The 14475-nt window shown below is 36.0% G+C and carries 16 protein-coding genes, 2 tRNA genes and 1 riboswitch; of the genes, 6 read left to right on the plus strand and 12 right to left on the minus strand.

The features are described 5' to 3' along the window. Positions 1 to 107: 107 nt before the first annotated feature. Positions 108 to 968 carry a bifunctional methylenetetrahydrofolate dehydrogenase/methenyltetrahydrofolate cyclohydrolase FolD gene (gene folD / locus BN1226_RS04325; protein ID WP_044470147.1) on the minus strand — a complete coding sequence of 287 codons (861 nt, stop codon included), beginning with the start codon at positions 966 to 968 and terminating at the stop codon, positions 108 to 110. Positions 969 to 1137: 169 nt separating this feature from the next. Here folD and BN1226_RS04330 point away from each other — a divergent pair. Beyond that, positions 1138 to 1214, plus strand: a tRNA-Pro gene (locus BN1226_RS04330). Positions 1215 to 1240: 26 nt separating this feature from the next. Beyond that, a tRNA-Arg gene (locus BN1226_RS04335) sits at positions 1241 to 1317 on the plus strand. A 124-nt stretch (positions 1318 to 1441) separates the two neighbouring features. Here BN1226_RS04335 and ypfJ read toward each other — a convergent pair. Beyond that, complete coding sequence (ypfJ, locus tag BN1226_RS04340; protein ID WP_044470148.1) at positions 1442 to 2281, minus strand: KPN_02809 family neutral zinc metallopeptidase; 840 nt, start codon at positions 2279 to 2281, stop codon at positions 1442 to 1444. Between the two features lie 157 nt (positions 2282 to 2438). Then, positions 2439 to 2483: riboswitch (PreQ1 riboswitch) on the plus strand. 2 nt (positions 2484 to 2485) lie between these two features. Here ypfJ and queC point away from each other — a divergent pair. From queC to BN1226_RS04355, 3 genes are read left to right on the plus strand one after another with little or no spacing between them, the layout of a single operon-like run. After that, positions 2486 to 3154 (plus strand): 7-cyano-7-deazaguanine synthase QueC, encoded by a 669-nt coding sequence (gene queC / locus BN1226_RS04345; protein ID WP_005761706.1) that lies wholly within the window; start codon positions 2486 to 2488, stop codon positions 3152 to 3154. Positions 3155 to 3168: 14 nt separating this feature from the next. Further along, positions 3169 to 3594, plus strand: a complete 426-nt coding sequence (gene queD, locus BN1226_RS04350; protein ID WP_044470149.1) for a 6-carboxytetrahydropterin synthase QueD — start codon at positions 3169 to 3171, stop codon at positions 3592 to 3594. Between the two features lie 4 nt (positions 3595 to 3598). Then, the gene (locus BN1226_RS04355; protein WP_044470232.1) at positions 3599 to 4228 is read left to right on the plus strand and encodes a 7-carboxy-7-deazaguanine synthase QueE; all 630 of its coding nucleotides are present in this window, start codon (positions 3599 to 3601) and stop codon (positions 4226 to 4228) included. 43 nt (positions 4229 to 4271) lie between these two features. Here BN1226_RS04355 and BN1226_RS04360 read toward each other — a convergent pair whose 3' ends face one another. From BN1226_RS04360 to yejK, 10 genes are all read right to left on the minus strand, one after another. After that, positions 4272 to 4889, minus strand: coding sequence for a YfgM family protein (locus tag BN1226_RS04360; protein WP_044470150.1), 618 nt, complete (start codon positions 4887 to 4889; stop codon positions 4272 to 4274). Positions 4890 to 4899: 10 nt separating this feature from the next. After that, positions 4900 to 6171, minus strand: coding sequence for a histidine--tRNA ligase (hisS, locus tag BN1226_RS04365; RefSeq protein ID WP_044470151.1), 1272 nt, complete (start codon positions 6169 to 6171; stop codon positions 4900 to 4902). Positions 6172 to 6228: 57 nt separating this feature from the next. Then, complete coding sequence (ispG, locus tag BN1226_RS04370) at positions 6229 to 7335, minus strand: flavodoxin-dependent (E)-4-hydroxy-3-methylbut-2-enyl-diphosphate synthase (RefSeq protein WP_005761708.1); 1107 nt, start codon at positions 7333 to 7335, stop codon at positions 6229 to 6231. Between the two features lie 4 nt (positions 7336 to 7339). Next, on the minus strand, positions 7340 to 8284 hold the full coding sequence (locus BN1226_RS04375) for a RodZ domain-containing protein (protein WP_204204319.1): 945 nt from the start codon (positions 8282 to 8284) through the stop codon (positions 7340 to 7342). A gap of 138 nt (positions 8285 to 8422) precedes the next feature. Beyond that, complete coding sequence (gene pilW / locus BN1226_RS04380; RefSeq protein WP_044470153.1) at positions 8423 to 8977, minus strand: type IV pilus biogenesis/stability protein PilW; 555 nt, start codon at positions 8975 to 8977, stop codon at positions 8423 to 8425. Positions 8978 to 9031: 54 nt separating this feature from the next. Next, positions 9032 to 10147 (minus strand): dual-specificity RNA methyltransferase RlmN, encoded by a 1116-nt coding sequence (rlmN, locus tag BN1226_RS04385; RefSeq protein WP_156149890.1) that lies wholly within the window; start codon positions 10145 to 10147, stop codon positions 9032 to 9034. Between the two features lie 246 nt (positions 10148 to 10393). Next, on the minus strand, positions 10394 to 11779 hold the full coding sequence (gene cpxA / locus BN1226_RS04390; RefSeq protein WP_044470155.1) for an envelope stress sensor histidine kinase CpxA: 1386 nt from the start codon (positions 11777 to 11779) through the stop codon (positions 10394 to 10396). A gap of 45 nt (positions 11780 to 11824) precedes the next feature. Then, positions 11825 to 12544 (minus strand): envelope stress response regulator transcription factor CpxR, encoded by a 720-nt coding sequence (cpxR, locus tag BN1226_RS04395; protein ID WP_044470156.1) that lies wholly within the window; start codon positions 12542 to 12544, stop codon positions 11825 to 11827. 21 nt (positions 12545 to 12565) lie between these two features. Further along, a complete protein-coding gene (gene bamE, locus BN1226_RS04400) occupies positions 12566 to 12979 on the minus strand; it encodes an outer membrane protein assembly factor BamE (RefSeq protein WP_044470157.1) in 414 nt (137 codons plus the stop codon). A gap of 70 nt (positions 12980 to 13049) precedes the next feature. Then, on the minus strand, positions 13050 to 14105 hold the full coding sequence (gene yejK, locus BN1226_RS04405; RefSeq protein WP_044470158.1) for a nucleoid-associated protein YejK: 1056 nt from the start codon (positions 14103 to 14105) through the stop codon (positions 13050 to 13052). A 137-nt stretch (positions 14106 to 14242) separates the two neighbouring features. Here yejK and BN1226_RS04410 point away from each other — a divergent pair, with 137 nt between their 5' ends. Beyond that, the gene (locus BN1226_RS04410; protein ID WP_005761715.1) at positions 14243 to 14467 is read left to right on the plus strand and encodes a YejL family protein; all 225 of its coding nucleotides are present in this window, start codon (positions 14243 to 14245) and stop codon (positions 14465 to 14467) included. Positions 14468 to 14475: the final 8 nt, after the last annotated feature.

The following is a 14475-nucleotide window of genomic DNA, read 5'->3' on the forward strand; positions in this document are numbered from 1 at the left end:
AAAGTTGATTGATAACGACAGAGTAAACATAACGAAATAAAATAGCGACGTCTATAAAATTTACATTAATTGAAAATTTTCCTAAAAGCTACCGCACTTTTCATTATTTATACTTGTTGGGTATTATTTTTATATGCCTCTAATGTGTTATACATCAGCATAGCTACAGTCATTGGCCCCACACCACCTGGTACAGGCGTAATGAAACTTGCATGTTCAGCGGCGGTTGTAAATTCAACGTCACCACGGAGTTTGCCATCTTCACCACGATTAATACCTACATCAATTACTATAGCACCCTCTTTGACCCAATTTCCTGGAATAAATTCAGTTTTTCCAAGAGCAGCAACTAAAATATCTGCTTGACGAACAAAAGATTCTAGATCTTTCGTTTTACTATGCGTTACGGTCACCGTACAACCTTTTAATAATAGTTCCATAGCCATTGGACGTCCCACAATATTTGATGCTCCAACAACTACGGCATGTAGGCCTTTAAGGTTTTCTCCCGTGCTTTCTAATAATTTAATAACACCAAATGGTGTACAAGAACGGAGCTTAGGAATACGTTGGCATAATCTCCCAACATTATATGGATGGAAACCATCAACGTCTTTATTCGGTGATATAGCTTCAAGTACTTTAGTGCCATTAATATGTTTAGGTAAGGGCAACTGCACTAAAATACCATCAATTTTATCGTTATGATTGAGCTGGTTGATTAATTCAAGTAATTCTTCTTCTGATATGCTTTCTGGAAGATCATAGGATTGTGAAAAAATGCCTATTTCAGCACAGCTTTTGCGTTTACTAGCAACATAGACTTGAGATGCAGGATTTTCACCAACGAGAATCACGGCTAACCCAGGCGCTCGTTTACCTTGCATTACATATTCTTTAACTTGTTGAGTTAGTTCGGATTTTATCTGTTTGGCGGTGGCTGTTCCTGAAATGATTTGTGCAGTCATGCATACATCCTTTTGTTTTGTTAAATTTATGTTATAAAACAGCTGTTATTTTCGCAAACTTTGGCGGAGATTGTAAGCCTAATATGAAATAAATTTAATCGATTAAATAAAAAAATAGAAAAAATTATTGACTGAAATAAAAAGCTCTCTATAATGGCACACATTCTGTCGGCGAGTAGCGCAGCTTGGTAGCGCAACTGGTTTGGGACCAGTGGGTCGTAGGTTCAAATCCTATCTCGCCGACCACTTCATACATCGATATCCAATGTAATGCGCCCTTAGCTCAGCTGGATAGAGCAACGGCCTTCTAAGCCGTAGGTCATTGGTTCGAATCCAATAGGGCGTGCCATTTATTCTACTTATTCCATATATTTGAACGTTGGTATGAAATTTTTTAATTTAATACCGCACTTTTGTATTGTCTCCATATGAAAAAGGGCGAAAGATTTTTTACGCCCTCATTTTATTTACAACTAATTACCAAAGGTATTACATTGCGTTGGGTCACCTGTTTGTAAACCGCGTTTAAACCAGGCTAAACGTTGTTGTGATGTTCCGTGAGTGAAACTATCAGGCACGACATAACCTTGGCTTTGTTTTTGTAAACGATCATCGCCTACGGATTCTGCTGCATTAAATGCTTTTTCGATGTCAGTTGTGTCGAGTACATTATTTTTAACTGCTTGATAAGCCCAGATTCCTGCAAAACAGTCTGCTTGTAATTCGAGTTGAACAGAAAGTTGATTAGCTTGTGAACGATTAGTTTGCTGTAATCGACTAATTTTCGGCAAAATACCTAGTAAATTTTGTACGTGATGACCTACTTCATGAGCAATAACATAAGCAAATGCGGCATCACCTGATGCACCTAATTGATGTTTCATATCGTTATAGAATGAAAGATCAAGATAAACCATATGATCATTTGGACAATAGAAAGGGCCCATCGCTGCTTGACCTGTTCCACATGAAGTTCGAGTGGCTCCCGTATAAAGTACCATGGTTGGTGCTTGGTAGGTTTGTCCATTACGAGAGAAATAAGTTTGCCATGTGTTTTCTGTATCTGCTAAAACAACACGAGATAAACTATTTAAGGCAGCTTCTTCACTGCTATTTAATGAAGATGAATTACCGCCAATACTGCTATCTGAGCCCACAAAACCCGATAAATCCACACCGTAATAAGCGCCCACTAATAAAATGATAAAGCCTAATACGCCTGTTTTTTTGCCACTAAATATTGAGCCACCAGAGCTGCCATCTGTGCGTCTGTCTTCAACATTTGTACTTTCACGACGACCTTGCCAACGCATAATATTACCTTCTGTTAAAATGAAATAATCGATTAAGTCAATATTCTACAATAACAATTTAAAAAGTGCGGTACAAAATTACAAAATTTTGCAAAACTTTATGGTCGGGCATCTTTTTTTGCAAGTTGGTGGCTAAATAGATACAATGTCGCTTCAATTAATCGTGGTTCGAGAACCTCCCACGCAAAAAAACTAAGGAAAATAATGAATATTTTGAATCCAAATGATAATCGTAAAGCGGTTGTTATCTTTTCTGGTGGGCAAGATTCCACTACCTGTTTAATTAAAGCCATTGCGGATTATGGGGTTGCTAATGTTGAAGTGATCACCTTCCAATATGGTCAACGTCATGCTATTGAGTTAGAAAAAGCACAATGGATTGCTGAAGATCTTGGTGTTAAACAAACCCTTATTGATACTTCAGTCATTAAAGCTATCACGACTAATGCGATGATGGAAAATATTGAAATCACAAAAGATAAAAATAATATGCCAAATACTTTTGTTGATGGTCGTAATGCAATCTTTTTACTTTACGCAGCCATTTATGCTAAGGGACAAGGCATTACTGATATTATCACTGGTGTTTGTGAAACCGATTTTAGTGGCTATCCTGATTGTCGAGATGTGTTTGTGAAATCCATGAATGTAACTTTAAATCTTGCAATGGATTATCAGTTCAATATCATTACACCATTAATGTATTTAACTAAAGCTCAAACTTGGCAATTAGCTGATGAATTAGGTGCATTGGATTATATACGTGAGCATACACATACTTGTTATCTCGGTGTTGAGGGTGGCTGCGGTAGCTGTCCAAGTTGTCTATTACGTGAAAACGGTTTAAATGAATATTTATCTTCAAAACAATAATACGAGTGAGCATTATGTTTAAAGTTTCAAAAGAATTTAGTTTTGATATGGCGCATATCTTAGATGGACATGATGGTAAATGCCAAAACTTACATGGACATACCTATAAGTTACAAGTAGAAGTCAGTGGTAATTTACATTCAGAAGGTGCCAAAAAAGGCATGGTTATTGATTTTTCTGATGTAAAGGAAATTGTAAAAGCATTTATTCTCGATCCAATGGATCATGCATTTATTTATGATATTAACAGTGAACGAGAAACTAAGATTGCCAATCTGCTGGTGGAACTGAAATCTAAAACCTTTGGTATTCCAATGCGTACTACCGCGGAAGAAATGTCACGTTTTATATTTAATCGCTTAAAACATGAAGCAGGTTTGCCTGTGTCTGCTATCCGTTTGTGGGAAACTCCAACTTCATTTTGTGAATATCGAGAATAGTGCGGTGCGAAATCAGCTAATTTCTAATCCGAGCTATCCGATTGTTGAAATTTTTCAAAGTTTACAAGGAGAAGGCTTTAATACAGGCATGTCTAGTATCTTTGTACGCTTTGGTAAATGCAATTTAGCTTGTCCTTGGTGTGATACTAATTATGAGCAGTTTGAAATGATGAGCTTACAACAGATTTTGGAAAAAGTGCGGTCATTTTCAGCGAAAAATATTATTATCACTGGTGGTGAACCGAGTATTCAGCCAAAACTTTCATTACTCCTTGAGCAATTAAAAGCAGAAGGGTATTTTCTTGCTATTGAAACGAATGGATTGAAAGAAATCCCAGCACAAATTGATTATATTGCGACTAGTCCAAAGGCAATGTATGCACAGAAATATAGCCACCGTTGTATTTCCATTGCCAATGAAGTGCGTATTGTTGTGGATGCTGATGCAAAGCAGTTCTGTCAGCAGATAGAACAACAGATTCAAGCTGAACATTATTACCTCTCACCTTGTGAGATCGATGGTAAAATGAATTTATTAGAAACTCTTCAGTTACTTGGGGCATTAAATCAACGTAAAGATAAGCCCAAATGGCAGTTGAGTATTCAAACTCATAAATTGATTGGTATTGAATAATAAAAGGCTTGAGTGATCTCAAGCCTATTTTTTATAGATTAGATTACAAATTATTTAAACGTACTTGTAATAATTGTTGTTCTAAGGCAGAAGCCATTCCTGATTTTTTTGCTTCTTCATATTGTGCTTTGGCTGCTGCTTTGTCGTCTTTAGCAAATAATATATCGCCTGTTAGTAATTTTTTACGTACATTCCAAGTAGCATCTTTCACTAAATCTAAGCTTTGTTGTGCAGCATCAAATTCTTTTAATTGGAATTGCACATTAGCTAAGCGTAATGCTGCTATAGATGAGAAAATTTCATCAGGTGATTCAGTAATTGCTTGTTTTAAAATAGTTTCAGCTTGCACAAAATCCTGTTTATCTACTGCTGCTTTAGCTTGTTCAAATAGTGCTAAGGTAGCATAGCTAGTTTTACCATTTGTTTTTACAAATTCAGCTAATGCAGGTGCTTTAGATGGATCTTGTTGGAATTCATAAATAACACGATCATATTGTGCTGAAAGTTCGTGGTTTTTAGCAATTTGATAGTCTTGCCAATAACGCCAGCCAAATACCCCAGCGATGGCAATAATTGCTGAAACAATGATGGTTTTGCCGTTTTCTTTCCAGAAATTCTTAATTTCATTAATTTCTTGTTCTTCTAAACTGGTATAAGCCATATTTTATTCCTCAAAATTCAGTTTTTAAATGTTCAATAACGTTATCAAGAGCGATAGTTTGTTGGTCAGCGCCGCTGAGTAAATGTTTTACTACCACTTGATTGTTTTGCAATTCTGATTCACCAATAACTAAGGCAATTTTAGCACCTACTTTATCAGCGCGTTTAAATTGTTTCTTAAAGTTGCCGCCAGAGCAGTGTAGCATGACACGTAATTGAGGTTGCTCAGAACGAATTTGTTCTGCTAATTTAAAGGCGGCAACTGTGGTACCTTCCCCTTGGTAAACCATATAAATATCTACTGCATTTTCGACAGGGATATTGTGATTTACTTCTTGAACTAATAATACTAAACGTTCTAAGCCCATAGCAAATCCAACTCCTGGAGAGGCATGTCCACCAAGTTGTTCTACTAAACCATCATAACGACCACCACCACATACGGTACCTTGAGCACCTAATGCTGAAGTGACCCATTCAAATACTGTTTTATTGTAATAGTCTAAGCCACGCACTAATTTAGGATTGATTTCATAACGAATGTTCATTGCATCTAATAATGAGCAAAGTTGAGCAAAATGTTCACGGCTATCATCATCTAAATAATCTAATAACTTAGGCGCACCGTTTAATGCATCTTGTAAAGCTTCATTTTTAGTATCTAAGATACGCAATGGATTTTTTACTAAGCGTTCTTTTTCTTCATCATTCATTAAATCAGTATATTGTTGTAAGAATTCTACTAATGCTGAACGATAGTTAGCGCGTGCTTCTAATGAGCCAATTGAATTCAGTTGTAAAGATACATGTTGATCAATGCCAAGTGCTTTCCATAAACGTGCTGTTAGAATAATTAATTCTGCATCTACTTCAGCATTTGGAATACCAAAGATTTCTACACCAGCTTGGTGAAATTGACGATAACGTCCTTTTTGTGGACGCTCATGGCGGAACATTGGCCCCATATACCATAATCGTTGTTCGTTGTTATAAATCCAACCTCGTTCAATGGCTGCTCGTACACAGCCTGCGGTACCTTCTGGACGGAGTGTTAATTGCTCATCATTATCCCAGAAGGTATACATTTCTTTTGATACAACATCCGTGACTTCACCAATAGCACGAGCAAATAAAGGCGTGCTTTCCACGATAGGCATACGTACTTCAGAGTAGCCATAATTTGCTAATACACTACGAACTTTACTTTCAACCCATTGCCATAATGGTGTTTCAGTTGGTGCACAATCATTCATACCTCGGATTGCTTGAATTGTTTTCGCCACGATAATTTCCCTATTGTTAAAATACAAGCACGCACAAAGGTGCGTGCAATAAAATAATTAAATAATACGATTTTTTGGATCTTGAGCCGCAACTTTCGCTCGGATTTTTGCTTCTAGTTGATCTACTATAGCTTCATTATCAAAACGCTCTTTTTGGCGTTCACCATCAAGGTAATAACCACTTTTTTTATTTCCTCCCGTTACGCCGAGATCGGAAACCAAAGCTTCACCTGGGCCGTTTACCACACAACCGATAATGGATACATCCATTGGCATGATAATGTCCTCAAGACGTTGTTCCAACGCATTTACCGTGCCAATTACGTCAAATTCTTGTCTTGAGCAGGTTGGGCAAGCAATAAAATTGATTCCACGAGAACGAATTCGCAGGGATTTTAAAATATCAAAACCAACTTTGATTTCTTCTACGGGATCAGCGGCCAAGGAAATTCGTAAAGTATCACCAATACCTTCTGCTAAAAGCATTCCTAAACCCACCGCACTTTTTACCGCACCCGCACGAGCACCACCAGCTTCAGTGATGCCTAAGTGTAAAGGTTGTGTAATAGCTTTGGCAAGTAAACGATATGATTCCACAGCTAAGAATACATCTGAAGCTTTAACACTCACTTTAAATTGATCAAAGTTCAGGCGATCTAAAATTTCTACATGTCGCAATGCAGATTCTAATAAAGCTTCAGGAGTTGGCTCACCATATTTTTCTTGAATATCTTTTTCTAAGGAACCTGCATTGATACCAATACGAATAGGAATATTTTTATCTTTTGCACAATCAACCACTGCTCGAATGCGATCTTCACGCCCGATATTACCAGGATTAATGCGTAAGCAATCTACGCCATATTCAGCGACTTTTAAGGCAATACGATAGTCAAAATGAATATCTGCGACAAGAGGCACATTCACTTGTTGTTTGATTAGTTTGAATGCTTCAGCGGCATCCATCGTTGGCACAGAAACTCGCACAATATCCGCACCAACACGTTCTAACGATTTAATTTGTGCAACAGTGGCTTGCACATCTGTTGTACGAGTATTTGTCATTGATTGAACAGCAATAGGCGCATCTCCACCTATTGGCACATTACCCACATAGATTTTTTTAGATTCACGACGTTTAATCGTTGGTTTAAATGCAGACATAATTTTATTGTAGTTTAAATTTAGCGACACGACCGTCAACTTTTAATGGATAAACTTCACCTTTGTAAGTGATTTTTACATTACTTGGTGCACCGATAATAACCGCATAGGGTGAACCTTCATTGAAGGTTAATATTTCGCCTTGTTTATATTCTTTTTGTGCTAAAACTTTACGTTTTGCATCTTTTACACTGATCCAACAATTAGCTCCAGTGACTTCAATTTGTAAATCACCAGCGACAGCAACAGAGGGCATGGTTTCTGTATTAGTGGCTTGTTCTGCTGTACTAGGCTCTGCTGTTGTATGTTGTTGCAACATTTCTTGTGCCGTGTTTGTGTGTTCTATTTGTGAACTTTCTGTTGCTGTAACAGGCGCTGGAGCAGGTGTTATCACCAGTGGTGATTGCGTGTCTTGGCTGATTGTTGCAGGCTGAACAGGTGTATCTATTACAACAGCATCTGTAGATGAGTTGCTTTCTTTGTTAGATTTATCTTCATTTGCAACATAACTTTGGACTAAGTTATCACGTTCATAATTGGATTGTTGATAGTTTTCCCACCACCAAAGTGCTGTCATGCCTAATACGCATAATGTCACTAATGTAGTAAGATAACCAATCCAACGATTATGTGAAGCATGATGGCTGACAGCATGTTTAGCCTGAGTATTTTTGGTGAAATCATGATGTGGTGTGTCATCAATCTTTGCAATATCAGTTGACCAAGCCTGCTCTGGTAATTTGAGTAATTTTGCATAATTACGCACATATCCTTTCATGAATATAGCAGGAATAGATTTTTGCTCAAGTTCATTATTTTCAATGGCTTCAATCACAAAGGCACGTAAGTTAAGTTTTTGTGCAACATCCTCAACTGAGAGGTTTAAATTTTCACGAGCTTGGCGAAATTTATCGCCAAGAGAAGAAGTGGATTCAGTAGTTTTTTGGATATTCATAAGATAAATGTTTTATTCATAGGAGCAATACAGAAATTAGTAAAGTTTAAAGTCGTAATACATCTTTTGCAACATTTATTATACATTATTCCATAATAAGCTTCAGTAATTCTTCATTTCTTAAAAACTTGATTATTTTAATCGGTGTTTTAGTTGAGTAGAGCGTGCTGAATCTAATTTTTCCAGTTGAGAAATCGCATGTTCGAAAAGTGCGGTATTTTTTTCAGAAATTGAACAAAGTGCAATGTTTTCATAACTATCTGCTTGGTGATAGTAATTAGGAGAAGCTAGCGCTTGCTCAAATTGTTGATAGGCTGCAGAATATTCACCTTGTGTGCATAGAAATGCACCATAATTGTTATGTACGTCACCTTGTTGATTATCTATATCTAACGCTTTTTGATAATGTTGTTGGGTTTGTTGAATATTACCTTGCTGTTGATAAAAATAAGCTAAAGCTGAATGAACTAAATAATATTGAGGTGCATGTTCTAAGGCTTTATCAAAATTTTGTTTAGCTAGGCTGGGATTTTGTTGGTTTAGGTAAGCCAGCCCTAATTCAATACGAGCTTTGGCAGCTTGTTGTTTAGCAAGTTGTTCAGAGCTTAGTTTAGGTGTAGAGCTACAAGCAGCAAGAAATAAGGCGAAAAGTGCGGTAGTAATTTGAAAAATTTTATAGAACATCATTTCTCCTTATCCATTTAAAGAAAAGGCCTCTAAATGAGAAGCCTTTTATATATATTATTGTACTTGTACGTTAATGTTTTGACCAAATTGACGTTTCGCCGCAGTACGCTTGGTTCGGTCGATAACCTCACCTGCTAATTGCCCACAAGCCGCATCAATGTCATCACCGCGGGTTTTGCGTACGATTACAGTAAAACCATATTCCATTAATGCTTTTTGGAATTTATCCACCCTCGTGTTAGAACTTTTTCCATAAGGGGCTTCAGGGAATGGATTCCATGGAATTAAGTTAATTTTACATGGTGTATTTTTTAATACTTCTGCTAATTGATGAGCGTGTTCAATGCTGTCATTAACATGGTCTAGCATCACATATTCAATGGTGACTTTTCCATGGTTCGCATTAGATACTGTTAAATAACGATTTACGCTATCAATTAACATTTTTATATTGTATTTACGGTTAATTGGCACAATTTCATCACGTAATTCATCATTTGGTGCATGTAATGAAATAGCGAGAGCTACATCAATCATTCCGCTTAAATTATCTAATGCAGGCACTACGCCTGAAGTAGAAAGGGTTACACGGCGTTTTGATAGCCCATATGCAAAATCATCAAGCATAATTTCCATTGCGGGTACAACATTTGCCACATTTAATAGAGGCTCACCCATTCCCATCATAACTACATTAGTAATTGGACGAATGCCGGTGACGCCAAATTCTCCAATCACTTTGGAGGCACGCCATACTTGGCCAATAATTTCTGATACCGTTAAATTACGATTAAAGCCTTGTTGTGCTGTAGAACAGAATGTGCAAGCTAATGCACAACCTACTTGTGATGAAACACATAAAGTGGCACGATCAGCTTCAGGAATGTATACGGTTTCAATTTGTTGATCACCTACTTGCATTGCCCATTTTATGGTGCCATCAGAAGAACGTTGTTCTACTGCAATTTCAGGTGCTTTGATTTCTGCAACAGTCTTTAATTTATCTCTAAGTTTCTTATTAATATTCGTCATATTGTCGAAGTTATCTTCGCCAAAATGATAGATCCATTTAACTAATTGATCTGCACGAAATGGTTTTTCACCTAACTCTTTGAAAAATTCTCGCATTTGCTGGCGAGTTAAGTTCATTAAATTGATTTTTTCTGACATGTTGCCTCGAATGGTCTCGTTATTACACGTTGCGACGTATTTAAAGGCGGACATTCTACTCATTTATTTAGCTTTAATCTATCAATTTCCTTAAATTTATAGAATTTTAACCGCACTTTTTTGTGATTTAGATTCCAATTTTGAAAGAAATAGTTCGGAATATAAATACTTAGTGATGATTATCTGCTCAAGTATAAATTTACGTGTGAACAAATATCAATAAGAGATATTTAGTTTAGTGATAAGTTATAGTGGTAATTTCATAGTCACTTTTAAGCCACCAAGTTTACTGCGAGAGGCCATAATTTCACCATGATGTTGTTGAATAATATTTTTTACGATAGCCAAGCCTAGTCCAGTTCCGCCAGTACTACGTGTACGAGCAGTATCAATTCGATAGAATGGAATAAATATTTTACTATATTCTTCATCTGGAATGCCTGGTCCATTATCATCAATACAGATGCAAAGGGTATAGAGTTCTAATGAAAATGTGATATTGACAGTATTATTGGTATATTTTAAAGCATTGCGTAGGATATTTTCTAAAGCGCTTGCTAAAGATTGTTGGTTACCTGTGATGGTATATTTTTCAGGAGATGGAATTTTATAAATTACATTAAAGCTAATATTTCGTTGTTCTGCTTCAAATTTTGTATCTTCAATGACTTCTTCCCAGAACTCAGTAATTGGGAAGGTATCACGTTCCAGTTGTGCTTTTAATTGGTTACGAGATAACGCCAGTAAATCATTAATCATATTATCTAAACGTTCAGTTTCTGTTTCAATTCTTTTTATTTCATTAGATTCGCCTTGACGGCGACGTATAAGTGCAGCCGCTAATTGTAAGCGTGTTAGCGGTGTTCTTAGTTCATGAGAAATGGAATACAGTAAAGACTGACGTGTTGAAAGCAAATCATCAAGTGCTTCTGTCATTTTATTAAAGCTTCTACCCAGTTGACGCAATTCTTCAGGACCTTGCTGCTCTAATTCTTTATGTTTAGTAAAGTCTCCTAATGTCACGGCACTAGCAAACTGTTGTAATTTACGTACAGGACGAGTAATGTTCCAAGCTAACCACCATAAAAATGGAGATGATAACAACATGATAAGTAAGATCATAATAGCAGGATGATCAAACATAAAGCTTAAGGCTTCTTGTTGTGGATTCACTTTTTTTACGAAATAAAGTAAAAAAGGTTCATCTGTCCGACTATTGGTATGCACAATAAAAGGCCCTGCGAGCTGAATATTATCAAAGTTTTTAACTAAGGGTCTAGCTGTGTTATTTGATTGCACAACAAATTGTCTTACTGCATTTAATTCATTATTTTTTGCACCAATAATACTATTATTTTTGTCAACTAAGATCGGGTGAATGGTGTCTGCCGAATCCACTGACAATTTAGACGGAGCAATCAATAAATGCGAAATTTGGTTATTTCGAATTGAGGTGACGATTTGTTTTTGATAGGCAGCTAATTCGTCATTTTTGAGTTCTTTATATATACGATTATCAAGACTTGGAATAAAAAATGCTAAAAGCAATAAGATGGTGAGAGTAAACCAGAAAAATGCAAAAATTTGTGCAGTAATAGATTGTAAATTATTTTGCATTTTTCTAATTAACATAGATTTTTCAACTAGCTGGTATATCACTAAAAGGAATGAACTAAGTTACTCCGTTAACAGGATGTAACCTCGACCACGTAAGGTTTTAAACCAAGGTAGATTATCTTTTCGAGCTGGGAGTTTTTTGCGTAGGTTTGACATATGCATATCAATTGCTCGATCAAATGGTGTAAGACGTTTACCTAATGCTTCTAAACTCAACAATTCACGGGATAAGACTTCACCAGGGTTTTTGATCAGAATTTGCAATAAAGCAAATTCAGTACCAGTTAAATCAAGGCTTTGATCTTGATAAACCGCTTGTTGGCGTCCTGGATATAATGTTAAACCATAAAATTCAATAGTTTTTCGTTCATCTTGAATGTTGGTATTTTCTTCTGTTATTGAGGATTGCATTGATGCTGTTTGGCTACTACGTCTTAGAATTGCTTTTACTCGAGCAACAAGTTCACGATCGTTAAACGGTTTTGGAACGTAATCATCAGCACCAAGCTCTAAACCGAGTACTCGATCAATATCATCCCCTCTTGCCGTAAGCATTAATACGGGAGTCATATAGGATTTTCTTAAACGTTTTAATGTTTCTATCCCATTTAGTACTGGCATCATGATATCCAAAAGCACTAAATCATAACTATTATCAAGTTTTTTTAATGCTTCTTCGCCATTATGAGCAACATTGATTTCAAAACCTTCTAACGATAATAATTCAGAAAGTAATTCTGTCAGTTCTACATCATCATCCACTAATAAAAGTTTAGGCATAATTAATTCCTTGTTATGGGATTATTTCCAAAATTGCCACCAACTCGATTTTTCTGGTGCAGGTGCAGTGATATTTACGTTATTGATCTTTTGTTTTGCTTCATCAGGCAAAGGTTTGTCAAGATCAAAATTTGTGACCGTACCTTGTTGATTAAAATTGACTTGTAAAGTATGTTGAATAGGATCTTCATAACTTTTTTGTTGTAAGTATACGTAATACCAAGTATTTGTCGTAAATGGATCAATTAATACAGGTGTACCTAGTAAATATTGAACTTGTTGACGTGTCATTCCTGCTTGCAATTGAGAAACTGTCGAGGCTTCTAAATAGTTTCCTTGTGGAACATCAACTCGATAAACCACTTTACTAATGGTTGAGCAAGAGGTTACACCTAATGCTAAAACAAGTGCGGTAATAATAGGGGTAATTTGCATGGTATTTACCTTTTTTGTATTTATTGTGCAAAACATTTTCATCATACCTAAACTTAGCTAAATTGCCAAATTAATTCTGTTCCTTTATAAGCCGTTGTAACTGATCTTTTAAATTTGCAGGCAGGCCATTGATGGTTAATGTATCTTGGGCTTCATTCCAAATAATCCGATTATTTAGGAGTTCAGCATCAAAGCTAATTGTTACCCCTTTGCCTGAACCAGAGAATTTGGTGAGTGATTTTAATGCAGATCGAACAGGAGGGATGCTTTGTTCTAAACCATATTCCTGTGTGGTTGCAAAATCGGCAAAAGGTTGTTCGTTTAGAGTCGGCATGCTTTCTGAAAGTTCCCTTAACTCAATATCATCTCCCGCATTGATTTGTTCTTTACAATAGTCAAAAACTTGTTTTTTTACCGCTTGAGATTGAGCAGTTGTAAGCTCGCCTTGTTCACAATAATCATTTACAGCTTGTAATAAACATTGGTTTTGTAATTGCGGATTCAAACCTTCTTCTGCCCCCAGAAAATCCATAAAAAAGTCTCCAATTTTACGGCCAACTCGTCCTTTAATAAAAGTAAGATAGCGATTAGAATGTGCATTTACTTGTAGATCAGTTAAATTAATCCGTGCTGCAATATCAAATTGATTAATATTAAGATATTGAGTACGTTGGATTTCAAGATTATCATCTACTAATACACTTGTGCGGCTATCAAGTAGGGCAATAAACAGGTAATCTGTTGCTAAAAAATTGTATTGACAAAGCACAAAGGTGCCACTTTCAGCAAAGGCATATTGAGCTAGTTCATTGGCTAATTGTTGTGCTGCATGATGACTAAATGGGAGAAACTCAACTTCTTGTTCTAATAAGCGATTAAGTGCTTGAGCAAAGTTTGATTGTTCTTGGAAAATCCCATAAGCCTTGGTTTTATTTTGATAGGCTTGATGTAATTCCAACATGAATTGCTCTATTTCTGTGTTAATCGGTAATAATTGTTCACGTAGGACAGTATGCAATAGAGAATGTGCTTCTCTTTCAGTTGACGCCGATTCAGTTGTATTAGCTGTGGTGGATGTTGGTTTAATAATTTGATGTAAAACAATTTGATTAACCGTAATGCTCATTGTTGTTCCAAGTAGATGATGAAAAAAATTTACTTTATTATAACCGCACTTTTTTTACGATAAAGTAGAAAATATGTTAGGATCTGAAAAATTATCAGGTAAAATGTTTATTTACTTAAATTTTAATTGGTTAAAACATGGCAACTCATTCAAAATATCAAGATAAACAAGTAGATGCAATTTTAAATGACATGATTCAAGTGTTAGAAAAACATAAAGCACCTGTAGATTTATCTCTTATTGTATTAGGTCATATGGTCACAAATTTACTGACCAGTAGTGTGGGAACAAACCAGCGTACTGCATTAGCACAGGCATTTTCTGATGCGCTTTTAAATTCAGTAAAAACAAAAAATCATTAACACATAGG

Source organism: Mannheimia massilioguelmaensis, from assembly GCF_000940515.1.
GTDB lineage: Bacteria > Pseudomonadota > Gammaproteobacteria > Enterobacterales > Pasteurellaceae > Basfia > Basfia bettyae.